Origin of the sequence: Lacipirellula limnantheis, assembly GCF_007746075.1 — a bacterium.
GTDB lineage: Bacteria > Planctomycetota > Planctomycetia > Pirellulales > Lacipirellulaceae > Lacipirellula > Lacipirellula limnantheis.
In genome coordinates, this window is sequence record NZ_CP036339.1 from 418041 (window position 1) to 443181 (window position 25141).

General features: G+C 63.5%; 16 protein-coding genes. 8 read left to right on the forward strand and 8 right to left on the reverse strand.

Annotation, left to right across the window (positions count from 1 at the left end; all coding sequences use genetic code 11):
- Nucleotides 1-332 precede the first annotated feature (332 nt).
- The 3 genes from purH to I41_RS01655 all read left to right on the forward strand — a co-directional run bounded on the left by purH (nucleotide 333) and on the right by I41_RS01655 (nucleotide 5082).
- On the forward strand, nucleotides 333-2018 hold the full coding sequence (gene purH / locus I41_RS01645) for a bifunctional phosphoribosylaminoimidazolecarboxamide formyltransferase/IMP cyclohydrolase (RefSeq protein WP_145430340.1): 1686 nt from the start codon (nucleotides 333-335) through the stop codon (nucleotides 2016-2018).
- 317 nt (nucleotides 2019-2335) lie between these two features.
- Nucleotides 2336-3403 carry a DUF1559 family PulG-like putative transporter gene (locus I41_RS01650; RefSeq protein WP_145436220.1) on the forward strand — a complete coding sequence of 356 codons (1068 nt, stop codon included), beginning with the start codon at nucleotides 2336-2338 and terminating at the stop codon, nucleotides 3401-3403.
- Nucleotides 3404-4020: 617 nt separating this feature from the next.
- A complete protein-coding gene (locus I41_RS01655; protein WP_145430341.1) occupies nucleotides 4021-5082 on the forward strand; it encodes a DUF1559 family PulG-like putative transporter in 1062 nt (353 codons plus the stop codon).
- Nucleotides 5083-5800: 718 nt separating this feature from the next.
- Here the strand turns inward: I41_RS01655 and I41_RS01660 are convergent.
- Nucleotides 5801-7249, reverse strand: coding sequence for a PQQ-binding-like beta-propeller repeat protein (locus tag I41_RS01660; RefSeq protein WP_145430342.1), 1449 nt, complete (start codon nucleotides 7247-7249; stop codon nucleotides 5801-5803).
- Between the two features lie 204 nt (nucleotides 7250-7453).
- On the opposite strand from I41_RS01660, the gene I41_RS01665 reads away from it, so the two are divergent.
- Entirely contained in the window at nucleotides 7454-8125 is a 672-nt protein-coding gene (locus I41_RS01665) for a DOMON domain-containing protein (protein ID WP_145430343.1), read from the forward strand.
- Between the two features lie 89 nt (nucleotides 8126-8214).
- Here I41_RS01665 and I41_RS26945 read toward each other — a convergent pair whose 3' ends face one another.
- From I41_RS26945 to I41_RS01690, 6 genes are all read right to left on the reverse strand, one after another.
- Nucleotides 8215-8367, reverse strand: a complete 153-nt coding sequence (locus I41_RS26945; RefSeq protein WP_168206608.1) for a hypothetical protein — start codon at nucleotides 8365-8367, stop codon at nucleotides 8215-8217.
- 33 nt (nucleotides 8368-8400) lie between these two features.
- Nucleotides 8401-9570, reverse strand: a complete 1170-nt coding sequence (locus tag I41_RS01670) for a 5-(carboxyamino)imidazole ribonucleotide synthase (RefSeq protein ID WP_145430344.1) — start codon at nucleotides 9568-9570, stop codon at nucleotides 8401-8403.
- A gap of 9 nt (nucleotides 9571-9579) precedes the next feature.
- Nucleotides 9580-10074 (reverse strand): 5-(carboxyamino)imidazole ribonucleotide mutase, encoded by a 495-nt coding sequence (gene purE / locus I41_RS01675; RefSeq protein ID WP_145430345.1) that lies wholly within the window; start codon nucleotides 10072-10074, stop codon nucleotides 9580-9582.
- 39 nt (nucleotides 10075-10113) lie between these two features.
- Nucleotides 10114-11397, reverse strand: coding sequence for an efflux RND transporter periplasmic adaptor subunit (locus tag I41_RS01680; RefSeq protein WP_145430346.1), 1284 nt, complete (start codon nucleotides 11395-11397; stop codon nucleotides 10114-10116).
- A 219-nt stretch (nucleotides 11398-11616) separates the two neighbouring features.
- Nucleotides 11617-13986: an FtsX-like permease family protein gene (locus I41_RS01685; RefSeq protein WP_210421088.1), complete on the reverse strand. Its 2370-nt coding sequence runs from the start codon at nucleotides 13984-13986 to the stop codon at nucleotides 11617-11619.
- Between the two features lie 137 nt (nucleotides 13987-14123).
- Entirely contained in the window at nucleotides 14124-14849 is a 726-nt protein-coding gene (locus I41_RS01690) for an ABC transporter ATP-binding protein (RefSeq protein WP_145430347.1), read from the reverse strand.
- Nucleotides 14850-15435: 586 nt separating this feature from the next.
- On the opposite strand from I41_RS01690, the gene I41_RS01695 reads away from it, so the two are divergent.
- From I41_RS01695 to I41_RS01705, 3 genes are all read left to right on the forward strand, one after another.
- A complete protein-coding gene (locus tag I41_RS01695) occupies nucleotides 15436-19890 on the forward strand; it encodes a tetratricopeptide repeat protein (RefSeq protein WP_145430348.1) in 4455 nt (1484 codons plus the stop codon).
- 282 nt (nucleotides 19891-20172) lie between these two features.
- On the forward strand, nucleotides 20173-22254 hold the full coding sequence (locus I41_RS01700) for a tetratricopeptide repeat protein (protein ID WP_145430349.1): 2082 nt from the start codon (nucleotides 20173-20175) through the stop codon (nucleotides 22252-22254).
- Between the two features lie 97 nt (nucleotides 22255-22351).
- The gene (locus I41_RS01705; RefSeq protein WP_210421089.1) at nucleotides 22352-22924 is read left to right on the forward strand and encodes a hypothetical protein; all 573 of its coding nucleotides are present in this window, start codon (nucleotides 22352-22354) and stop codon (nucleotides 22922-22924) included.
- Nucleotides 22925-23205: 281 nt separating this feature from the next.
- Here the strand turns inward: I41_RS01705 and floA are convergent, their stop codons facing one another.
- On the reverse strand, nucleotides 23206-24204 hold the full coding sequence (floA, locus tag I41_RS01710; protein WP_210421090.1) for a flotillin-like protein FloA: 999 nt from the start codon (nucleotides 24202-24204) through the stop codon (nucleotides 23206-23208).
- Between the two features lie 273 nt (nucleotides 24205-24477).
- On the opposite strand from floA, the gene I41_RS01715 reads away from it, so the two are divergent.
- Nucleotides 24478-25065, forward strand: a complete 588-nt coding sequence (locus I41_RS01715; RefSeq protein WP_145430352.1) for a YceI family protein — start codon at nucleotides 24478-24480, stop codon at nucleotides 25063-25065.
- Nucleotides 25066-25141: the final 76 nt, after the last annotated feature.

Consider the following 25141-nt stretch of genomic DNA (forward strand, 5'->3'; position numbering starts at 1 on the left):
CTGGCAAAGCCTACCGACTAGAGCGATCGCAGCAGCGAGAATTCACCCGCGCGATTCTTGCGGAGCGTCCTGCCAGAGAAGCCCGTCGCTTCATGTGCCACGGGAAGACTGAGAGTGGGTACGCGACCCCCAACTTCGAGGTTCAACGCTAGCGATCGAGAATAATGACGAATGACGAAGCCCGAATGACGAATGAAACACGCTTGCGTTCCCCATTCGTCATTCGTCATTCGGATTTCGTCCTTACCCCTCCGCTCGTTGACCCACCGCAGACGCCAGTGCTATCGTAATCGACCTTCCCCCATCCACCTTCCGCCTTCCCCCATCTCCTCATGCCCCACTCACCCCCGATCAAACGCGCTCTCCTCAGCGTCAGCGACAAAACGGGCCTGCTCGACTTCGCCAAGGAGCTCGTCGAATCGGGCGTCGAGCTCTTCTCCACCGGCGGCACCCGCAAACACCTCGCCGACGCCGGCCTCCCCGTGCGCGACGTCGCCGACTACACCGGCTTTCCCGAGATGATGGACGGCCGCGTCAAAACCCTCCACCCAAAGATCCACGGCGGCATCCTCTGCCGCCACGACAACCCCGGCGACATGAAGTCGCTCGCCGACCACGGCATCCTCAGCTTCGAGCTCGTGGTCGTGAACCTCTACCCCTTCGAGCAGACCGTCGCCAACCCCGCCGTCACCATCGAAGCCGCGATCGAACAGATCGACATCGGCGGTCCCTCGATGGTCCGCTCCGCGGCCAAGAACCACGCCTTCGTCACGCTGGCCACCGACCCCAGCCAATACGCGACGATCCTCCAGCAACTCGAAACCCACGGCCGCACCACGGCCGAACTCCGCCGCCAACTCGCCGCCGCCGCCTTCGCCCGCACCGCTCAGTACGACACGGCGATCGCCGCCTACTTCTCGAAGATCCTCGGAGGCAAGGAGAACCTTGTGGCTCCCTCCCCCTCGAGGGCAGGGCTGGGGAGGTGGGCTGAATCACCAGCCAGCGCCGCCCACGCCACGTCCCCGCCAGTCACGAGTCCCCACCCCCCAGTCACTCCAACCGACGCCGTCACCCTCCACCTCACCCACCGCGCCCCCTTGCGCTACGGCGAAAACCCCCACCAATCCGCCGACCTCTACGCCTTTGCCGACGCCCCCGCGCATGCCTTCGTCAACGCCGAGCAACTCCACGGCAAGGAACTCTCCTACAACAACCTGCTCGACCTCGACGCCGCGCTCGCCATCGCCAAGGCCCTCCCCCGCCCCGCCGTCGCCGTGCTGAAGCACAACAATCCCTGCGGCGCCGCCACCGGCGCCACCCTCGGCGAAGCGGTCGCCAAGGCCTGGGACGGCGACCCGCTGAGCGCCTTCGGCTCGGTCCTCGGCGTGAACGTCCCCGTCGACGCCGCAATGGCCGAGTACCTGTCCGAGCCGGGCAAGTTCGTCGAAGCGATCGTCGCCCCCGAATTCCATCCCGACGCGATCCGCATCCTCACCACCAAGCCGAAGTGGCGCGACAACGTCCGCCTCCTCCGCGTCGGCGAGCTCCCCGTCGGCCACGGCGCCCGCCAGTGGCGGCAGATCGACGGCGGTATGCTCGCCCAGAACGCCGACGACCTCCCCGACGAACCCGCCACCTGGCAGGTCGTCACGCAGATCCAGCCGACTCCCGAGCTTCGTCACGACCTCAACTTCGCGTGGGCCGCCTGTCGGTTCGTCAAAAGCAATGCGATCGTCGTCGTCAAGGACGGAGCCCTGGCCGGCGTCGGCGCCGGCCAGATGAGCCGCGTCGACGCGGTCGAAATCGCCCTCAAGAAGGCCGGCGACAAAGCCCGCGGCGGCGTCCTCGCCTCCGACGCCTTTTTCCCGTTCGACGATTCGATCGCCGCCGCGGCCGCCGCCGGCATCGCCGCGATCATCCAACCCGGCGGCTCCCGCCGCGACGACGAAGTGATCGCCGCCTGCAACCGCCACGGCATCCCCATGCTATTTACCGGCCGCCGCCACTTCCGCCACTAACCGCCGCTTGCGGCTCAGCGTTCAACGGGGTCAGGATCCTTTTGCCACTGGTTGCGTTCCACGCCAAATAAGCTCGCTCGTGGCAAAAGGACCCCGACCCCTTCCCACGTTGCCCCATCGCCAGAAAATCCCCTCCTCAAAAACGTTTGCTGGCATTTTCCCACGGATTCGGCGATAATTAGTCGGCCACGGCGACCGCGCCCGCCGGGCCGGCTCACGGCTCATCTACCGGCCCCGTCGGACCAACGCGCTTGCCGCGCCGCAGCCAGGGCAAGTCTTGCAGGGGAACACTGCTGTTCACAGAGGAGAGAAGCGTCATGTCCACATCGTCCCGCCGCGGCTTCACGCTTGTTGAGCTGCTCGTCGTCATCGCGATCATCGGGGTCTTGGTGGGCCTGTTGCTCCCCGCCATCCAAGCCGCCCGCGAGCGCGCCCGCATGGCCCAGTGCAACAACAACCTGGCGCAGCTTGGCAAAGCAACCGTCGCCATGGCGACCACCGGCAAGGGCGAGTTCCCCGGTTGGGCGCAGCCCTTTGCGATCAGCACGACGCAGGTCGGCGTCGTGCCGTGGACGGTGAAACTCCTGCCTTCGCTCGACTCGCAAACTTTGGTCGACCAACTCCGCGACGGCACCGTCAACTGGACCGCTCCCCCGCTCGTCACCGCGTTTGTCTGCCCCAGCGACGCGAATACCAACCCCAAGGTCGGTACGCTCAGCTACGTCGCCAACAGCGGCATGCCCGACACGCTCAAGCTTAGTGTCGATCCCCCGCCCAGCGATTCCAAAGCCAACGGCGTGTTCCAAGACCATCGAGATGGTCGCGCTGGGCAAAAAGTGCGGTACGGCACGGACATCAAAGATGGCTCCGCAAGGACCTTCATGTACTCTGAAAATGTCCATCGTGACCCGACCGTGTCGCTCGGCACGGCAACATGGCTCGGTCCCATCCAAAACATCGCTTATGGAGCAAAGAACTCCATGGGTGCCACGCAGTCGGACATGGAATCAAATCCGGAGCAGCGTTTTGGCTTTATGTGGCCGTATGTGAAGAGCAGCCCGCTAACGCCGCCTGACACCAACTTCCAGCCGATTAACCGCGACTTCATGCAAGGCCAGACCGTCGGACCATACGGCAGCTTTGGCCAACGCTTCGCCCGTCCGGCCAGCGAGCATCCCGATGTCTTTGTCGCCGTCTTCTGCGAAGGCAACACGAAGGAAATCAGCCAGGACATTGCCTTCCAGGTTTATCAGCAGTTGATGACCCCTGATGGTCAGAAGATCGAGGATGTCACGAACAATCCCGGCGTACTGATTGAAAAGCAATTGCAGCAAGCCAACCAGCCTCGCTTCATGAACCCGCCGCTGAACGAAGCTGACTATTGATTCGCAACGCAGCGCTGCTGTTTGACAACCCAAGCCGGCTCGAATTCCCGCAATTCGAGCCGGTTTTTTTTGTACCGCGTATAGCCCCTGGCTCCGCCAGGGGGTAACAGCACGCGCGACGACGCGTACCGGAATGGCAAACGACCCCCGGGCGGAGCCCGGGGCTAAAAGCGACGACCACTGGCAGCGAGTGAACACGCTGAAGCACAACAACCGTCACCAACGACTCGTCCCCCCGGGACGACTGACAATAGCCCAGCAGTTCACAGAATTATGCATCGGCTATCAGCCCCCAAAGGGGGCGGCATGGTGTAGCCAGGGGCGTCAGCCTCTGGTTCGAAGCATCGTGATGATCAAGAGCCCCGTGAGGGGCGGCAGAACTCCCCATGGCTGTGACGAATAGTGTCGCCCCTCACGGGGCTAAGCAAACGGCTCTGCCCAGAGACCAGGGGCTCGCGCCCCTGGCTACATCACTCGGCCCCTCCGGGGCCAACACAGTCAGCAATTGATGCCGCCAGCAGATGCATAATCATGTGAACTGCTGGGATATTGTCGAAGCCCCCTATGGGAAAAAGAGACGCGATTCGCTCTAAAAGCAGTTTAGGGAGAAACCTGGTATGGCCGACGAACAACGCCGCCGGTTCACGTTGACGGAACTATTCGTTTGCATTGTCCTCTTCGGGTTAATTGTCGCGTTGTTAGCGCCAAACATGGACGGGGGCCGCGAGCGCGCGCGCCTTGCGACGTGCTACAACAATCTCCGCCAACTCGCTATGGCCAACATTGAAACAGCGACTCAAGGCTCACAGGCGAGTTTCGGCGGTTATCTCGAACCGCTGCGAGTGAGCGACGACGCGGCATTTCCGGACGAAGACCCATCGACGCCAGAACGCGAAATCATGGTCGCCTGGCCAACGAAACTGTTGCCGACGATTGAGCAGGTGATGCTCCACGAACGAATTTTCCGCGGCGACAAAAACTTCAATCTCAACTCGCCGCCGATGATTGAGATTTTCTACTGCCCTTCCGATCCGCCCGTAGACCCCGCTGGCGGCATTCTCGCCTACGTCGCCAACAGCGGCATGCCTGATCTGGCCGCCGCCAGTGAGGATCAGCCAAGCGATCTACGCGCCAACGGCGTCTTTCATGACCAACGCCCTGGACGCTTCGGACCGCAGGTCCGTCTCGGCCGTGACCTGAAGGATGGTTCGAGCACCACCATCCTTCTCTCCGAAAACATCCACCGCGATCCCGCTGGCTCAGCAAGTCAGCCCGGCAATACTTGGCTGCGCCCCGCCGCCGGTGCGGCGAATCTCGAACAGTGGTACGGCATGGTTTGGGTCGTCGACCCGCAGAACCCGCGTTCGCCGCAAGCCTCGCTCGAGGATCGCTTTAATCGCGACACGCGCCCCGAAAGCCAGCGCGATCAACCCTACGCCGCCAGCGGCACGCGCTTCGCCCGCCCCTCCAGCGAGCACCCCGACGTCTTCAACGTCGCCTTCTGCGAAGGCAACACCAAAGAAATCAGCCAAGACATCGACTACGCCGTCTACCAGCAACTGATGACCCCCGACGGCCGAAAAGCCGCCCCCGGCGACGCCCCCAACCAGCCCTTCGAAAAAACGCTGCCCGAAACTCAGCGCTTCATGAACCCGCCGCTCATGGAAGCCGACTATTGACGACGTCCACGCCCCGCAACCACCCTCTCGCCCTCCTTCCCCCTTCGCTCACCTTGGATCGTGGCGAACAGTCCCTCACCCGCATTCCTTGGCAATCTTGGCGCGCTTGGCGGTTAATCCCCTAACTTTTCCCTTGAAATTGGCCACTCGTGCTGATAGTGTACGAATGAATATATCGCCTCTGGCGTTGCACCAAAAAAATGATTTGTGGGGGGCGTCTCCGACGCCGATTTTGATCACCGTCACAAGCCGTTGTGGCAACACAGCGCTGCTTCGGGGTCAGAGACCCCTCCCGCAGATTTTTGGCGCCAAGCCTATCCTCTCTTTGGCAATTCGTCCGCTTATCGCCGCCAACCGACGGTCGGTTCGATGCCTGTCGCGCCGCGCCCGCCCCACGGTGGCGGGAGGCTTTTGCCACTGGAGAGTCTGACAAGCTGGTGCGCCTTCCAGTGGCAAAAGGCGTCCGAAGCCTTCCAGCATCGCCCCACGACGATTGGGGTAAACCCACCAATTCGTCGCGACAAAGATGACAAAATTCCAGGCGACACAATTCGCAAGGCGTTTCACAGAAAGGACTTAACGGCGATCGAATTCTGTCGCCAAAAATCGCATCGCGAGGGAGAGCGACGGAAAACGACAGAATGGCGACGAGCGCAAATCTTGTCGATCCCGCCGCGTTGGCCGCGACGCGCCAGCGGAGCGCGCCTCTCGCCGAGCGTCACGGAATCAGCTCCAGACAAACCAGCCGATTCGCCCCGCGCACATACAGCAGCCCGTGCGACAGCACCGGGGCCGCCCATGCCGGGTATTCCAAGAGGGGCTGCCCGTCCTCGCCCCTTGGCGTGATCTCGGCCGCCAGGTCGTACCGCTCCGGCGTCGCCCGCAGCAGCCGCAGGCTCCCGTCCTCGCTCAGGCAGACGAAATGGCCGTCGACCAGCAGCAGCGACGATCGCGACAGCCGCGGCTCCTGCCACGCGACCTTGCCGGTCGCCAGGTCAATGCACCGTAGCTCGGCGTTTCCTCCATGCTGGCCGCTGCTGCCGTAAAGATGGCCGGCGTCGTGGACCGCCGTGTTCCAGTGGAGCTCCAGCGACCGCTCCCGACTCCGCGGCTGATCCTGCCACACGACCTCATGTTCGCCGTCAGGTTTCACGCGCAGCAGCGCGGCCCCGGGGCCGTAAGCTTCCGAAATAAAGACTTGATCATCAACAATCACCGGGCTGCTGGCGTTGACGCTCTCCAGTTTGCTCGCCCGCCAGGGAAACTGAAAATCAACCTTCCCCGTCGCCGGATCGAGCACCACCAGCCCGCCCCGCGCCAGCACGAAGCACCGTTCCCTGTAGCCTCCGGCTCCGCCGGGGGGGCGGTCGCCATTCCGCTCGACGTCACCCCCCGGCGGAGCCGGGGGCTGCAATTGAGCGATTACCGGGCTCGCATAACTCGCCAGTTCATCGGTCGCTTGCCAACGGACCTTGCCGGTCAGTTTGTCGAACGCCACCACCCCGCTGCCGTTCCCCTCGACCTTCCCTTGGGCCGCGTACACGTTCGGCGGACTCCCCGGCGGGCTGCCGCCGATGTTCGCAATGAGCAAATCGCCCCACACGATCGGCGTGCTCCCGACGCCAAAGAAGTTTTTCACCACTCCAAACTGCTGGAGCGTATCGACCTTCCAAATTTCCTTCCCGTCGACCACCTGCACGCAGGCGAGGAGCCCCTCGGGACTCATGACATAAACCCGCTCGCCGTCGACCACCGGCGTCGCCCGCGGGCCATTGTTGTAGCCGAGCATGTCGGTGAAGCTTGCCGGCAACTCGTAGGTCCAAAGTTCCGCGCCCGTTTCGCTGTTTCGACACGTGAGCCGATGGACGTCGCCATGCCGATCGAAATGAAACAACCGCCCGCGACTGACCGACGGCGCGCAGTAGCTCTCGCCGAGGTCGCACTGCCAGACGACCCGCAACGGCTTCCCGCCGGCCACGTCCGCGGCTACCGCAGCGAGCCCGGTCTCCGGCGAACGACTGTCCCGCCGCGGCCCCAGAAAGTCGGGCCAATCAATCCCCTGAGCGCGCGTCCCCAAATCAGCCGGCGCCGGCTCAGCCGCCTCCGTCGAGACGATCCCAGTGCCAGCAACAATCAACGCCAACCAGAAAAGAAGCATGGATTTCATGCGCTCAAGCATAACGAATCACGAACGTTCCCGCGAAACCCCGCCACTCCCCATATTCCCCCCTCGGACTGGCAGCTTCAGCGGCCAGTCGGCCCTGCGAACGGCCCCAGTGTTCCCAACCCAACGATCGGAGTAGCATGATCACACGTTGCCCCCACCAGCCGCGGGTCAACGAGCAACCAGCACCAAGCAACCAGCATCGCCATGTCCGACATCGAACCACTCGACGCCACGCTCCTCCCGCCGCGCCAGTTCTTCCGCTTCTCGGCCGACGTGAAGCGCGCCGACGGGATCGAATCGCCCAAGGGCTTTGTGCTCGACGAGAGCTACGCGTTGCCGACGTTTGGGGAGCTCGATGGCCGGCCGTCGTTCGCCGACGTGCGGATGGCTTGGAGCCCTCGCGGGCTCGCGTGGCAAGCGACCGTCGACGGCAAGACGCAGCTCCCCTGGTGCCGCGACTCGCGATTGGAGGACAGCGACGGCCTGCAAGTCTGGATCGACACCCGCGCGACCCTCAACGTCCACCGCGCCGGCAAGTTTTCCCACCGGTTCATTTACCTGCCGCGCGGCGGCGGATCGGCCGGCGACCAGCCGATGGCGGAGCAGTTGCTCATCAATCGCGCCCGCGAAAACGCCCGCCCGGCCCGCGCCCGCGAGCTCACGGCCCGCGCGAAAACCAGCGGCAGCGGCTACACCCTCTGGGCCTTCGCCCCCGCCGACGCCCTCGGCGGTTACGACCCTTCGCAACAGCCGCGGTTGGGGTTCACCTATGCGATCAACGACCGCGAGCGCGGACAACAGACGTTCTCCACCGGCCCCGAGTTTCCCTACGAGGAAGACCCCAGCTGCTGGGCGGAGCTTCGGCTCGTCGAGTAAACGGGGTCGGGGACCTTTTGCCACTGGGGACTTTCCATCTAAAGCAATCCTGCCAGTGGCAAAAGGTCCGCGACCCCCTCGCGGTTAGCCTACTTGAGCGAACAAATCGGCCCGCAAGGTCCGCAAACCTTCGCGTCGGCATCATCCGCCGCCGGTTGCGAAGAGAAGGCGCCCACCCCCGCCTGCACGACGGCAGCGAGCAAAATCGCGAGCGACAGAAGTAAAAATGGGCGGCGTGTCATCACACAAGTATACGCACCCCAGCCGCTTGCGGCTTAGCGAACAATCAACGATTCCCGCGCCGCCCGCACCAGCGTCGCCGCCTCCTCCGCGGTCCCCGCTAACGCCGTGAGATGCCCCATCTTCCGCCCCGGCCGAGCTTCAGCTTTGCCGTACAGGTGGAGCCGTAGCCGCGGATCGGCTAGCACCCGCGTCCAGCGCGGTTCGCCCCCCTGCCAGACGTCCCCCAGCAGATTCGCCATCGCCGCGGCCGGCACGAGCGTTTCGAACGACCCCAGAGGGAGCCCGCAGACCGCCCGCACCTGCTGCTCGAACTGCGAACAAGCGCAGGCGTCGATCGTGAGGTGCCCCGAGTTGTGCGGCCGCGGGGCGATTTCATTCACCAGCAATTTGCCGTCGCGCGTCAGGAAGAACTCCACGCAGAGCAGGCCGACCACGTCGAGTTCCCGCACCACGGCGCGGGCGATTTCGCGCGCGTCGTCGAACAGCTTCGCGACTTCCGGCCGCGGATACACCGAAACGTCGAGAATGTGATGAGCGTGATCGTTCGCAATCGGGCCGAAGAACGCCTCCTCCCCCTGCACGTTGCGGGCGGCGAGCATCGAGACTTCGCACTCGAAATCGACCCACCCTTCGAGGATCGCCGGTGCTCCGCCGAGGGCGGCGTGGGCTGCTTCGGCTTCAGCGACCGAGCGGACGATCGACTGCCCTTTGCCGTCGTAGCCCCAGGCGGCGGTCTTCAGCACGGCGGGCGTGCCGAGTTCGGCCAGGGCCGCGGCCAGCTGTTCCTTCGTCGTCGCTTCGGCGAACGGCGTGCAGGGAATCCCCGCTGCCTTGAGAAAGCCCTTCTCACGTAGCCGCTGCTGCGTCGTGTGGAGCACCCGGCCGCCCGGCCGTACGGGGGCGAAGCGGGCCGCGGCTTCGGTCGCGGCGGCGGAGATGTTCTCGAACTCCAGCGTCACCACGTCGACCGAGCGAGCGAACTCGGCGACTGCCGCTTCGTCGTCGAACGAACCGATCGTTTGGCGATAGGCGACGTCCGCCGCGGGAGCGTCATGCTCGGGGGCGTAGACGTGAACGCGATACCCCAACCGCGCCGCCGCCATGGCGAACATCTTGCCCAACTGCCCGCTGCCGAGCACGCCCAGCATGGCGCCAGGGAGAATTGGCGCCGCATCACGATTCGTTGCAGGAGAAGCCGTCATGGCAAAGCGTTAATCCAGCTGGTGGCCGAGCACGTCGTTCGTCTGCCGCTCATGGAACTCGTGCAGCTTCTTCCGCAACTCCGGCCGCGTGTTCGCTAGGATTCGCACGGCGAGCAGCCCGGCGTTCTTCGCTCCGGCCGTGCCGATGGCGAGCGTCCCGACAGGGATGCCGCCGGGCATCTGAACGATCGACAGCAGCGAGTCCATGCCGCTCAGCGCCTTGCTCTGCACCGGCACGCCGAGGACCGGCAGCACCGTTTGCGCGGCGACCATGCCGGGCAGATGGGCCGCCCCGCCGGCGCCGGCGATGATTACCTCGAGGCCGCGTCCCTCGGCTTGGGCCGCGTAGTCAGCCATCCGCTGCGGGGTGCGGTGGGCCGACACGATTTGACTTTCGTGCGGCACGCCGAACTCGGCAAGCACGTCGGCCGCGGCGCGCATCGTTTCCCAGTCACTTTTGCTCCCCATAATGACGCCGACCAGCGGCGAAGTTGTACCGGCCATGGGATGCCATCTTCGGGGTTTGAGAGCAGATGTCAACGACTAGCGGGCCTTCACAGCCCGCCCGTCGACGACGTTATCGCCAGGATGGGTCACGACCAGATCGCCCTCGGCAAGTCCCTCTTGGACCTCCGCCTCGAGACCGTTTTGGAGGCCGACTTTGATCGTGCGTTGACGCGCGATGCCATCTTCAACGCGAAAGACGGCCCAGTCATCTCCTGCGCGAAACAAGGCGCTCGTGGGAACCTTCAGCACGTTCTTTGCTTCGGCCGTGACAATGCGGGCTTCGACCCGAAAACCGTCGCCCAGGGCCTCGCGAGATTGCGGCGGGTCGACCAGGTCGACAATAACGTTGACGCGTTGCTCTTCGACGCCGAGCGTCGAAATCTTGGTGAAGCCCGAAGGTTCCACGAGCCTCACTTCGCCGTGCAGGGGGCGCTCGCCGCCCCATTCCTCGAGCAGCACGGGAGCGCCTGGCTTCACCTTGACCGCGTCGCGCGAGAGGACGTCGATCTCCACTTCCAGATCGAGCGGGTCGCCGATTTCCAGCAACTGGTCGCCGGCAGCGACCACGCCCGAGCTTTCGCGGAAGACGCGCAACACGCGGCCATTGATCGGCGCGGGAATGTTGAAGTGCCACTGCGGATCTTGCTGCGGATAGGGAGCGGGCGTGCGGGCAGCGTCGCCGGTCGCGGCGTCCGCGGCATTGCTGGCGGCGTCGGGAGTCGACTCCCCCAATGGTCGGCTCCGAATCAGCGCCGCCTCAGCTTGGGCGAGCTCGAATTTGGCGATTTCGTGGGCATGCTCGGCCGCGCGGACAAGCGCTGCCCGCGTCCGACGGACCATCTCCTTGTTCTCAAGTTCGTTCAGCGTGACCGACCCGCGGCTTTCCTGTTGGGCTTGGCGAGCGCGTTGCAAATCCGCCTCGGCGAACTCAAGATTCGCGACGGCTTCATCCAGCAGCGGCGACGTCCGTTCGAGACGCGCCTCGGCGGCTTTGACGTTCGCTTCGGCCTGCAGCAACGCGCGGGCGTCGAGCAATTCGGGATCGCGCGGCTCGATGCTCGCCACCAGCGTTTCGCCAGCTTCCACTTGGTCGCCGGGGTCGAGTGCGATCCGCAGCAGCCGCCCGGCCAGCGGGGCCGAAACGGCGTAGCGTTCACGCAGCCGCGTGCGACCGTCTTGGTCGACGGTCTCGCGAATGTCGCCGCGCACGACTCGTGCCAGATCCGCCTCCACCGCCGCTGGGCGCAGGCCGAGGATGATCGCCCCGGCAACCGCGGCGACGAACCCGAACAACAGAATACGGCGAACGAGCGATTTCATTTCGATTCAGTGAGGAAGACTAACCACCAAGTCGCGAAAGCACGAAGAAGTACCGAATAGTAGGGAACCGCAGTTGAACGCAGATCAACGCCGATCTTAAGGAGCATTTCCATCTGCGTTTATTTACGTTCATCCGTGGTTCCAAAACTCCTGATTGTGTTTCCTTCGTGTCTTCGTGCATTCGTGGTTAAGCATTCGCATTTCTAAAGTCTAGCTTGCTTACTCGCGGGATTTCAGGACCGCCACGAGGTCGAGGTGATCGAGGCTGCGCCGCACGAGCAATCCAGAAACCGCGGACGCGGCAATCACCACGAGCGACGCCCAGGCGTAGGTGCGGTTGCTGACGACCATCGGAAAGCGAAACAGCTCCTGATCGAACGCCGTGCACATCCACCAAGCGAAGAACGTGCCGAGTCCCAGGCCGACGGGGATCGCCAACAGGGTGACGATCGCGAGTTCGCCGAGCAGGATCGACGAGATCTCCTGCCGTGTGAAGCCGATCACGCGCAACGTTGCCAGTTCGCGGCTCCGCTCCGAGAGGGAGATGCGTGCGCTGTTGTAGACCACTCCGGCGGCGATGATGCAAGCGAAGATGAGATTAATTCGCTTCATCACGCCCAGGTTCTTGGCAATCGTATCGTTGAAGCTGTCGATGGAATGCTGCTTAACCATCACGGTGGAAATCGCCGGCGTCTCTTTAAGCTCGCGGTAGAGAGCGTCTTGGTAAGCGGGGTCGACTTCCAGGTTGACGCCATTGACCACCTGTCCTTCGAGCATGATGCGCCGCAGTTCTTCGAGGTCCATGTATGCCGCTAGCCCGACGAAGTCTTTCAGCGTGGCGGCGATCATCACGCGCCGTTTGGGACGTTTGTCGGTAAGGACCTCCATTTCGACCCAATCGCCGACGTTGACGTCGAGAACTTCGGCCAGCTTCTTGGAAATCAGCAAACCGTGCGGCGGCAACGGCGTCTCGCGGCCGTCCATGTCGACTAAACCGTAGAGGGTGCTTTGGGGCTCGATGCCCCGAATGCCGACGCGGCGATCGCGAGCGCCGGCGCGAACGCGGGCCGAGACAGTTCGCGTCGGCTCGCACCGCATCACGCCCGGCATGCTGGCGAGCTCGTACATGGCCCGATCGCTGACCGGATCGGTCGTGGCGACCGAGACGTCAAACCGCTGCACCCAATGGAATTGGGCGTTCATCATGTAGTCGATTGAATCCTGGAAGAAGTTGCCGATCACCAGCACGGCCACGGCGAGCGAAATGGCCAACGTCGAGAGGCCGGTCTTGATCGGATGTCGTTCCAACTGGCGTACGACCATCAGCGCGATGGGGGGCACGAAGCGGCCGATGCCCATCCGTTCCAAAATCGTGGGACCGAACCCGGACGGAGGCTCCGGGCGCATCGCCTCGGCGGGGGGGAGGCGGACGGCCCGTGATACGGAACCAATCGCCCCCAGGATCGCCGCCGACGCGGCGACGCCGGCCGCCGCAACTAAAACCGAAGGGTAGATGCGAAACAAGAAGACCGGAAAGTGAAACAGCCGGGCGTACATCCGCGTGACCAGCCACCCGAACCAGGCCCCCGCAGGGATGCCGATGGCCAGCGCGATCGCCGCGATCAGCAGCACCCCTTTGATGTAATGCCAGCCGACTTCAAGGTTCGAGTAGCCGAAGGCCTTGAGCGCGGCGATCTGTTCGCGCTGGCTGTTGATCGTGCGGGACATCACGACGTTGATCAGAAACGCCGAAACGCCGAGAAAGATCGAGGGCGCGAAAAGTCCCATATTGCGATTCTGTTCGATTTCGTTGTCGACGAACTGGTGAGAGAGCTGATCGCGCCGGTCGAACGCACCCAGGCCGCCATATGGTTCGATGAGGTAGTCGACGCGCTGAATAACGTTCTCGACGTTCGCTCCGCGCATCAGTTTGATCGCCAAGTCGTTGAACGCCCCATCCATATCAAACGCGAGCGACAAGGCCTCTTCGTTCATCCAGAAGACGCCGAAATGGCGGTTGTCGGGGACAATGCCGCCGGGCTTGATCTCGTAGATGTATTCCGGTGAAAGGACGACGCCGACGATTTGCAGTTCCTTCATGCGGCCGTTGATCACCGCGGAAAATGTATCGCCGACTTCCAGTTGGTTGGCGTCGACGAACGCTTCGCTGGCGAGCGCCTCGTCGTCGCTTCGAGGCGTGAGCCAGCGGCCGCGGCGGAGATAGAGCTGGTCGAGTCTCGGTCGCCCGACGTCGGGGACGGAGATCAAGCGTCCCGACGCCGGCTCGTCGAGCCCCGGTACCGAGAGATTTACCGGTACCACGATGCGGCGCTCGGCGATCGCCACGCCAGGGATCTTGCTGATGCGATTGATCAGTTCGTCGGGCGCCCGTTTGATCGAGGCGAAGACGTCGGCGAAGTTGTAGCGGTCGTAGTAGGTCTGCTGGGTCAGTTCCAACGAGTGGAGCATGCTCCGCGAGAGGATGAACAGCGCGATGCCGCAGCCCATCACTACAGAAATGGCCGCCGCCAACCCGCGCATGTGCCAGAGGTCGCGGAACATTTTGCGATCTAGCGGCGGGATTAGCATTGGGCGGCGCGTGTTCTGTGTGGCGAGGGATGCCTAGGTCTGTCAGTGGTCCGTGGTCCGTTGTCAGTTGCTAAATACGGGGAGAACGAACCCTGCGACAGCAGCAACGGACCACGGACCACGGACAACTGACCCTCCTACCAATTCAACTCCGAAGCCGGCCGCTTGCGAGAGTGCGTTTCAACGCCGGTGATTTCGCCGCCTGAGAGATGAATCACCCGGTCGGCCATTTCGGCGATCACCGCGTTGTGCGTGATGACGACGGTGGTCGTCTTCAATTCAGCGTTAATTTTTTGAATGGCTTCGAGCACCAGAATGCCGGTATGGACGTCAAGCGCTCCGGTCGGCTCGTCGCAGAGCAGCACGTCGGGGCGTTTGGCGACGGCACGAGCGATGGCGACCCGCTGCTGTTCGCCGCCCGACATCTGCGCCGGAAAATGGTCGAGCCGTTTGCCGAGGCCTACCAAGCCCAACGCCTCGACGGGCTTCATGGGGTCGCGGGCGATCTCGGTGATCAGGCTCACGTTCTCGCGCGCCGTGAGGCTCGGAATCAGATTGTAGAACTGGAAGACAAACCCCACGTGCTCGCGGCGATAGCGGGTCAGCGCCGCGTCGTCGAACTCGGTTAGCTGTCGATCGCGGTAAAAGACCTCGCCGCTGCTGGGGACGTCGAGTCCGCCGAGGATGTTCAGCAGCGTGCTCTTGCCAGACCCCGAGGGGCCCAGGAGGACGACGAACTCGCCGGCGTAGAGTTCCAAATCGACCCCGCGCAGCGCCTGCACGTCGACCTCGCCCATATGGTAGGTCTTGGTAATCTGCCGAGCGGTGAAGACCGTTTCGACCGAGGGCGCGGTGATGGCCATACGGGACTGCCGCGCGGCGGGCAATGATTGGGGTGGGTGGGGGTAATGTGAAGAATGCGGGAATGTCCCGCAGCGACTCGGCAAATCCATGTCGGCAAGTCGGTAATGGAAGTATCGGCCTGTTACCCGGTGGGGTCAAACTGACCAATTCGCACCCGCCGAACGCCTCCCCGGTTCTACTCGTAGGACCTCCATGGCGTCATTACGGTAGCTATTCAGGGCCCTTGGGAAGGGCCGCAACGGCTGTGTCGGTTGCGCCGCCGACGGCATCGTTGACACACTCCCGACCCGGGATACGATGAACTTAACTCCTGTCCTGACAGGCCCTAATGCCACGTTGAGGAACCCGTCCGGACGGCGTCTCGTCTCGCCCACAGGGCGGCGCCTCGCGGTATTCTGAGGCGTGACACGGCACGGTTCCTGAGAATCAGGGCGGCATCGATTCTGGCTGGTCATCGTTTCCGTCGCTGACGGGGCAATGGCAGCGCGCCGCTTGCAGTAGCGGCGTCGCGGGATCGCCGAAACGTCAAACGAAGCCATCCTTCGATCGAAGCTTCTTAGCCAAAACCTACGCAGCGAACTTTCCATGCAACGCTATCGCGTCAATTATCCTCTGCTCGCGGGACTCGTCGTCGGCTCGGTCGTCCTGGTCGTGGCGAGTTTCTTTCTCTGGCGATATCAGGTCGACAAGAACGCTACGCGACTGATCGCCAAGGCGGATGCCGCCGAGGCGTCCGGGAATCTGGAGGAAGCATTTGAGAGCCTCCAGCAATACGTCCAGTTGCGGCCGCGCGAAACGGAGGCCCGCGTGCGGTTGGGCGAAGTCGCCATCAAGATCACCGACGACGAGAGCTTGGCGCCCGAGCTTCGAGGCAAGGCGTTTCAGATTGTCGTGGCGGCGGTGCGCGACTCCGGCAGCGATCCAGACTTCGCCGAGCCGAACAAAAAGCTTCGCCGCAAGCTTGTTGATATCCAGACCAAATTCGGCGCGCCTGATTTGGCGCTCGGTAATATCAATCAGCTTCTCGATCAGGGCGTCAACGATCCCGAACTGAAAGCTTTGAAGGCGCAGTGTCTGTTCGCGACTCAGCAGCCGGCCGAGGCCGCGAAATGGTCGTATCAGCTCATCGGCTACGATCACCAAACCGACGCCTTTGACGCCGCCAAGGCGCAAGCTCCCGATAAACCGCTGGTTTACGCGATGCTGGCGTCGTACTTGAACGAACGCGAGCCGGAGCTGGCCAAACGCATCATCGATCAGATGATCGTCGCGAATCCCGAGTCGACCGACGCGTATGTGCTGCAATACCAGTTTCTGAAGAACACGGGCAATAACGAGGAAGCGCGAGCCGCACTGGATAAGGCGTTTGCACTGAAGCCGAATGATGCGGCCGTGTTGAACGCCAAGGGCGCCGAGGCAATTAGCGACTTCCAGCAGGCGCTGGCCGACGCCAAGGGCGAAAGCGCCGAGCAAGAGCGTAAAGACGCGCAGAAGCACCTCGCCGAGGCCGCCAAGTTTTTCGCCAAGGGGATGGAAGAGTACCCCGACCGCATTGATTTCTTCGAACGCGCAGCGCGGATCGAAACATTCCGCGATAAGCCGGAAGACGCCCTCGCCATCGTCGAAAAGGGCTTGGCGGCGTTTCCGATGGAAACGAAGTTCGATCGGCTGGGCCTCCCGGCCGCGTTGGGGCTCGCCAACATCAAGGTCGAGGTGCTCATTAGCAAGAAGGACTTTGAGGGCGTCAAAAAAGAGGTTGCAGCGCTGAGGGAGCTTGGCAACGAACGCGTCAATGCAGTGGCCGACTTTCATCAAGCGCGGATGACCGCCGTGGACGAAAAGTGGGCCGACGCGGCGGCGCAGCTAGCCGCCGTCCGTCCGCGCCTGCTCGGGTTCTCGGAACTCCAGGCGCTCGCCGCGGCGATTCAAGGCTTCTGTCACACGCAGCTAGGGCAGTTTGACCTGGCCCTCGAAGCGTACAAGGCGGCGCTGGCGATCAATCCAGAGTTGCCCCAGGCCAAGTCGGGCCAGGAACAGATTCTTGCCATGATTGGCCAAGATCAGCCCGAAGAGGGCATGCTCCAGCTCGACCGCGAAATTAAAGACATGCTCGCCAAGCCCAAAGCCGAGCAGAATTGGGAGGCGCTGGCGACGCGAATCGACGACTACATCGATGCGGAAGCCGCGAAGCGCGTCGTCGCCACGACCTGGGCGCCGTCACGGAAGGCGTTGCTACGAGGCCAAATGCTCGCCATGCGCGCCGTCGAGACCAAGGACCCCGCCGAGCAGAAGCAGCTGTTCACCCAGGCACGCGAAGCCATCAAGAAGGCTTACGCGATCGATCCGAATGACCCGACCGTCCAGATTCAGGCGATTCGACTTCTCGCACAAGAGCCTGACAGCGGACCGGCCAAGGCCCTGGAGCTACTCGACAGCATCGTCAAGAAGGGCAAGGACTCGGCGGCGTTCCGCACGTTGCGGATTGACTTGCTGTCGGCAATTCGGGATGAAAAGCTGCCGGCGCAATTGATCGCTGCGACCGAGGGGATGGATGCCTTCCCCGACAATCAAAAGGCGTTGGTCTGGGCGGCCGTGGCCGGCCGATTCGAGCAACTTGGCGACTTCACCCAGGCGCGCCGCGCGCTGGAGGAAGCGGCGAAGCTCTCGCCGAACAGCCTGCCGACGCGCAATGCCTTGTTCGATCTGGCGCTGCGGCAGAACGACGACCCCGGGATGCGCGCCGCCCAAGAGAAGGTGTTGGAGATCGTCAAAAGCAAGAACGACCCTGGGTACGTGCTCACCGAGGTGAAACGTCGTCTATCGGGCTTTGCTAGCGGGACCACTTCTAAAGAGGAGCTGGCCGAGTGTCAGCAACTGCTCGACGCGGCCATCAAGCAACGGCCCGGCTTGGCCGAATTGCAGGTAGCGCAAGGGCAGTTGGAATTGGTCCTCAACAATAACGTCGACCAAGCGTTGAAGAGCTTCGAGAAGGCGTTCGAACTCGGCGCCTCGAACCTCAATGCCTTGGCGCTGCAGATTCGGCTGCTGGCCGAACGGGGGCGCGTCCAAGAGGCTCGTCAGCGCATGGAACGAATTCCTGCCGTCTCGTGGTCAGCCGTACTCGGCACGACGGCGGCCGACATTCTCTCGGCCGTGGGCGAGAAGGATAAGGCGTTCGAAGAAGCGGAGAAAGTCGCCAAGGCCAAGCCTGATGACCCGGCCACGCAAACTTGGTTCGCCGATATTGCCGTTCGCGCCGAGAAAACCGACGCGGCAGAAGCGGCGATGAAAAAGGCGATCGAAATCAATCCTGAGGATCCCGACGCGTGGACGCGGCTCGTCTCGCTGTACCTGCAGGCAAAGCGCCCCAATGACGTCGAGCGGACGTTGCGCGAGGCGTTCTTGGCGCTCGATGACGAATACCTGCCGTTGCTGACCGGCAAGTACTACGAACTCCAGACGCGCTGGCAGGAAGCCGAGGACATCTACCTGTTGGCTTACGCCGGTCGAGACGATGACCCCAACGTGGCGCGACGGCTTGCGGAATTCTATTTGCAATGGGCCAGTGCGAACGAAGCCAATCGCGGCAAGGCGGCCGTCTATTTGAACAAGCTGCTGAAGGCCTCGTACGAGGGAAAACTGAAGGAGGGCGATCCGAGCGGTCCATGGGCGCGACGCCAGGCCGCCAAAATGCTCGCCGCCACCGGCGAACTGAAAGATTTGGTCCGCGCCGAAAAGCTGCTCAGCGCCGCATTCGACGGCAAGGGCGCGACGCCGGAAGACTACGATCAATTGGTCGATCTGTTGAGTCTCCGCGGCGACCCGGCGTCGCGGCAGCGAGCCGTCGACACGCTGCGCAAGGTGAAGCAGCTTCGTGGAGGGCTCACGCCCGAACGCGAAATCCAGCTCGGCCATCTGCTGTTTGAACTCGGCGACTGGGAAGCGGCGCGGCAACAGATGCTCGACGCCATCGGCAAGTTCCCCAACGACGCTCGTCTGCAGACCGCCTATGCGTCCATGCTTATTGGACGCAAGGAGTTCGAGGAGGCGGCGCTCCGCATCACGCGGCTGGCCGGCAATCCGGAACTGGCCGGCTCGGTGAATGAATTGCGACTGCGCCTTGCGTCGGCGCGCGGCGACAAGGACGAGGTGCGCAACATGCTGAAGGCCATGACGCCGAATTTGACGAAACTCAACGAAGAGCAGCTGAAGTACGTCCGCGCGTTGGCGCAGACCGCCGACGGCGCCGGCGATCACGAATACGCCCTCACGCTATTGCAAGAGTATGCGCGTCGCGCTCCAGACGCCGCAATTGAACTCGCCCGCATGCAATCCTTGTACGGCAACGTCGACGAAGGTTTGGCCAGCCTGCGAGCGGCGGCGCCGCAGAGTCTCGACGATTCGATGCGAATTGCGGTCGAAGTCCTGCGTGCCCGACGCGACGAAGACCCTGCAAAGCTCGATGCGGCGGTCGAGCAGATCGTGCGCAGCGGTTTGCGCGACGACCCCGAATCTGCTCGGCGGTTGGTGCTGGAAGCAGAGATGCTGGAGGTTCAGGAGAAGTTCGACGAGAGCATCGCCGCCTATCAGAAGCTGCTCGCTCGGGACGACGTCCCGGTTCTGGTTCGCGCCACGGCGCTGAACAATCTGGCGTTCATTCTCGCGCTCAAGAGCACGACGCCCGAGCAATTGCAACTCGCCCTGAAGTCCGCGAACGAGGCCATCGAATTGCTTGGACCGATATCGGACGTGCTCGACACCCGAGCGCTGGTCTACCTCAAACTACAGCAGTACGACCAAGCCGCAGCCGACATGAAGGAAGCGGTCAAGATGAATCCCACCGCGAGCAAGTATTACCATCTCGCGGCGGCGCTTCTGGGGGCCGGCGACGAGGCGGGGGCTGTCGCCGCGTGGAAGCAGGCCGAAGCCGAAAGCATCGGTCCAGAGGCTGTTTCGAAGCTCGAGCGACAGGACCTGGAAGGATTCATCAAGCAGATCGAGCAAGCGAGCGCGGCTGGCGCCACGGCGCAGGCCCAGTGAGTTGCGATGGGCCGGGTCCGCGGGACCAATCCAGAATTGGCCGATTTGCCGATTTTGCCGCCGCTGAACCCGCCATTTGGGTCGAATGGCCCTCCGTTTGCAGGCCGAACGTTGTTTGCTCGCAATCTCGTCGTTAAGATGCGAGCTTGGAGAAATGCTTGGATGCTCCCCCTCCGATCGTCCTTGGTCGCCATGTTTTGGCAGCCAGCAGCGAGGACCGCTGTTGGGTCGCCCTCAACTTCCGGATCAATCGGTAGCGCCCGCTGGGCGGAGTTCCAAGAAATGAAGCGTTGTCCTACGCGTTCGATGCGTCTCTCCGTGCTTCCCGTCGGCGGCCTGCTGGTCGCTCTACTGTCGTTACGGCCTGCGGCCGCGCAGGATTCTCCAGAACTCACCGAGATTTACGGACGCGGGGTCCACAACTACTTCGGGGGCCAGGTTTCGGTCGCCGAGGACCAGTTCTCCCAAGTCATTGACGCCGGTTCTACCGACCCGCGGGTCTACTACTACCGTGCGCTCGCCCGTCTCCGCACGGGCCGTCAATACGAAGCCGAGCAAGATCTGACCATCGGGGCAGCCTATGAAGCTCGCGACCCCGGCGCGACCGGAGCCATTGGACAAGCGCTGAGCCGAGTCCAGGGATCCAATCGCCAACTCGTCGAGCGCCATCGCCGTCAGGCCCGCATTCAGCAGGCCCAGAAGAATCACGAACTGACGCAAACGCGTTACGAGCAACTGCAAAGTCGCGAGCAACAAGTGCTGCGCAACGAGACCCCGGCCGACCTCGGCAAGCTAGCTGCGCCGTCAGCAGGGACGACTGCTGCAGCGGCGCCGGCGAGTTCGCCCGCGCCGTCTGCTGTGCCGCCGGCCGCGCCGCCGACGCCGCAGCCCGCGCTGGTAGAAGAGACCGCTCGTCCGACGGCGGACAACACTGCCGATCCGTTTAGCGGGTCCGGTGTGCCAGCTGCCGCCGCGACCCCTGCCATGCCCTCGGCCCCCGCGGCCACGCCCGCTGTTGAACCTGCCGCGCCGGCCGCCGATCCGTTTGCCGGGCCGTCAATGGCGAGCGAGCCCGCCGAGGCGTCGACGATCCCGCCCGCTCCGGCTGATGATATCTTTGGCGGCGCTCCCGCCACCGATGCCGCGGTCGCAGCCCCCGTCGTTGAGCCGGCTGCCGCGCCGGCGGAGAGTGATCCTTTCGGAGCTACGGACGAACCTGCCGCCACGACTCCTGCGGCAGCCGCGACGGCGCCCGCTGAAACACCCGCGGCCGCCGATGCAGATCCATTTGGCGCCGAGGAAGCTTCATCAACTTCAGCCCCCTCAACGCCCCCAGCCGCGCCGGCTGAAGCCACCACGGAACCTGCTGCCGACGCTGCCGCCGATCCATTCTCGTCTGATGCTTCTGCCGCTGACGCACCCGCTGCCACGGAATCGGCCATGCCTGCTGAGGCGGCTGAAGCTGACCCCTTCGGCGCCACCGACGCCCCGGCAACTGAAGAGCCCACGCCAGCTCCTGCTCCCACGGATGAACCGGCTGCTCCTGCCGACGACCTCTTCGGCGAACCGGCCGTCGGGACTGAACTGCCGGCCGAGTCGGAGACGCCCGCCGATGCTGCAGCTCCGCCGGCAAGTGACGCGGGCGGCGATCCCTTCGCGCTGCCCGCCGACGAGGCGGCCGCTGCGGATGGTCCTACCACGCCCAGCGACACGGTTGACGCTGGAAACGTTTTTGGCGAGACGCCTACTCAAGAGATGATTGCCGACGAACCACCCGCTGAACCAGTCGAAGCGGACAAGGCGACCGAATTGGGGGCGGCAAACGCCACTGACGAACTGTTCGAGGAAGAAACGTCCGAGCAAAACCAAGAACAACAGCCGAACGATCCGTTCGCCGCCGATCCGGCGCTCGGCATCCCTGCTGCTGAACCCGTCGCCGAGGCCGCTGCTGCGGAGTCGGCCACGCCCGTGACGGACGCCGACCCGTTCGGCGAAACCGCTCCCGCCGAGTCGTCGACGCCCGCGGCAACGCCCGCCGAGGCCCCGGCCGAGTCGGATCCGTTTGGGGAGACGCCTCCGGCAGACGATTCCGATCCATTTGCCGATTCAGCAACCGAAGCAACCCCGGCCGACGCAGCTCCCGCCGAGCCGGCGGCGTCGGCTGATCCGGCTGCTGATTCCGCTGACGACCCATTCGGCGAAGCGACGACGGAGGCTTCCGCCGCTGACGAGCCAGCGGCTGCCGACGAAGCGCCCGCAGCAGACTCGGCAGATGCATCCGAAGCTGAAAAACCGGCGGAAGAGCAACCGGCCGAAGGCGGCGAGGAAGCGCCCGCCGAAGACGATCCGTTCGGCGGGTTGTAGTCAACCAGCGATCATTTGGCTCCCCTTCGATGCCTCGCTGGAGTTTCAGCGGAATGCGCGTCGTGTTCACGTACTCGCGTTCTCGAGGAATTCCATGATGGCGTATGCAGCGGTTCGATCCTGCGAGACGCGACGTTGGCTGACGTGTCTTTTCGTCATGGCGGCCGTTGCATCGCTGGCAGGCTGCGACTCGAAGCCTGCCAAGATCCCCTCCGTGCCAGCGCTGCCGCCAAACGACACGCCTGAAGGCAAGTTAGCTCGCGTCATGCAGCGGCTCGATTCCGCTATCGTCACGGCGCAGGCCGCTTCGGGATCGGGCGTCATCTCGCAGCGCCGCGCCTTTCACAAATTACTTTCGCCGCCCGCCGGGTCTGAGTTTCCGGAGGCGATCGTCTTTATTGAAACCAAGCGGGCGCTCGCGCCGCAGGCCCTCAACGCGGCGGCGCAGGCCAAGCTCCAGGAGGAGGCCGAGAAGCAAGGCAAAGACGCGCCAGACGCGCCGGCGAAGACGCTCAAGGTCGACGATGAGCAACAGGTAGAAGTCGCAGAGTTTCCGCTCGCCTACGATGGCCAGCGATGGAAGCTCGTGAAGGAGTTAAATCGAAACTTGGAAGACGGTTCCCCGTCCACTGAGTACATACTCTTCGATTACGCGCTCGACGCGAACTGACGGCGAAGTCAGCGGGCTTCTCACCCCTGACGGGGCTTTGCACCAAAAATGATCTGAGGGAGGCGTCTCCGACGCCGATTTAGATCACCGCCACAACCCGATGTGGTAACACAGCGCTGCTTCGGGGTCGGAGACCCCTGCCACAGATTTTTCGTGCAAAGCCTCCCTCACGGCGGACTCGGCAAAGGACCTTGCGAATCAAACGAGATTCCAGCTGGTTCGCTGAGTTCACCCTGAGTGAGCCGCAGGGCTCAGGACGCTGCAGTGATCTGAGGTTCGCTCTAGTGCTGCGAGCCGTTGGCGCCCGAGCGCTCGAGATTTCCCTGGCGGAACGCCTCGGCCATCGCCCGCGGCACTTCCGCTTGAGCCAAGAGTACGCCGGCCCGGTTCGCCGCGACGTTGGCCCGCATTTCTTGCTCGAGCGCGATCGCGTTCGCCCGGCGCTGTTCGGCCAGCGCCTGCGCCATCCGCGTATCGGCCTCGGCCTGATCGGCCTGCAAACGGGCGCCGATGTTTTCGCCGACGTCGATATCGGCGATGTCGATCGAGACGATCTCGAACGCCGTGTGGGCGTCGAGTCCGCGCTGCAGCACGGCTTTCGAGATGCGGTCGGGATTCTCCATCACCTCCAGATGATTCGCGGCCGAGCCGATTGAAGTAATGATGCCCTCGCCTACGCGAGCGATGATCGTCTCCTCGGTGGCGCCGCCAATTAGCTGCGCGAGATTCGTCCGCACCGTCACCCGGGCGCGAATCTTCAACTCGACGCCGTTGCGGGCGACGGCGCTCAGAGTGGTTCTGGGCGACTTAGCCGGATCAGGGCAATCGATCACCTTGGGATAGACGCTGGTCCGCACGGCGTCCAGCACGTCGCGGCCCGCCAAGTCGATCGCCGCGGCGCGATCAAAGTCTAGGTCGATGTCGGCCCGCTGCGCCGCAATGATCGCGTTGATCACTCGCGGCACGTCGCCGCCGGCGAGGTAGTGCGCTTCGAGCCGGCGCGTCGTGATGCCGGTTTCCGGATCGGTGCCGACGCCCGCTTGCATCGCCATGATCTTGCCGTCAACGATCGTGCTCGCGTTCACTTGACGCAGCTTCATGCCGATCAGCTCGAAGAAGCTGACGCGCGCGTTCGACGTGTAGGCGCGAATCCACAGACCGCCGAAATTCAGAATCACGGCCATGAACACCAACAGGATCACCACGCCGATGATGATGCCGGCGATCAGAGCCAGCTGCGTCCCTTCGAGGGCCGCGAGCGTGAAAGGTGCGAACGTCATAGCTGACTGCATGGCTCGGGGAGACGGTGGGAGCGGAAAACCTCGCCGTCATCATAGGCGATTCGCTGATCGCTGAGAACACTTGCCGCCGCGAGCGAAATTCGCTTAAGCCCCCGCCCGCCAAAGACTTGCCGCGGCATCGCTGCGACCGGCTGCGGCGGACGGGTGCGTCGCGGCGATGACGGCGAGTTTCCAAATGGCGCCCGGCGCCTAGAATGACGGCGTCTGCCCGTGCGGCAGCCCGCCACAATGCACCAGTAGGAGAGTCTGTTGATGTTCCGCACCGCAAAGCTCGCCCTCGCCTTCGCGCTTGGCTTCGCTTCACTCCAAAACTCCCTCCGCGCCGACGAGTATGCCGTTGAACCCTCACACACCTCAGTGATTTTCGGCATCAGCCACCTCGGCTACAGCTTCACTTATGGTCGCTTTAACAAAGTAAGCGGCGACTTTACCCTCGATCCCGCCAAGCCCGAAGCCGCGTCGTTCACGCTCGCCATCGACGCGGGCAGCATCGACACCAACGACGCCAAACGCGACGACCACCTCCGCGGCCCCGACTTCTTGAACACGGGCGAGTTCCCCGTGATCAGCTTCAAAAGCAACAAGGTCGCCGTCAAAAAGGAAGGCGAAACGACGGTCTACGTCGTCAGCGGCGATCTTGCGATGCACGGCCAAACGAAGCCGGTCACGCTTAACCTGCAAAAGCTCGGCGAAGGTCCCGGCCCGACCGGTCAGGATTTCCGCACCGGCTTCAACTGCCAGACGAAGCTCAACCGCAGTGAATGGGGCATGACGAAGATGGTCCCCAATATCGGCGACGAAGTGGCCGTCACGATTAGCTTCGAAGGCGTCCGCAAGTAGGTCGGGCTTTCCGCCAGGCGGTCCGCGCCGAGCCGGGATCGAGGCAGATGCAATCGAAGCCACCGGCTCTGCTGGT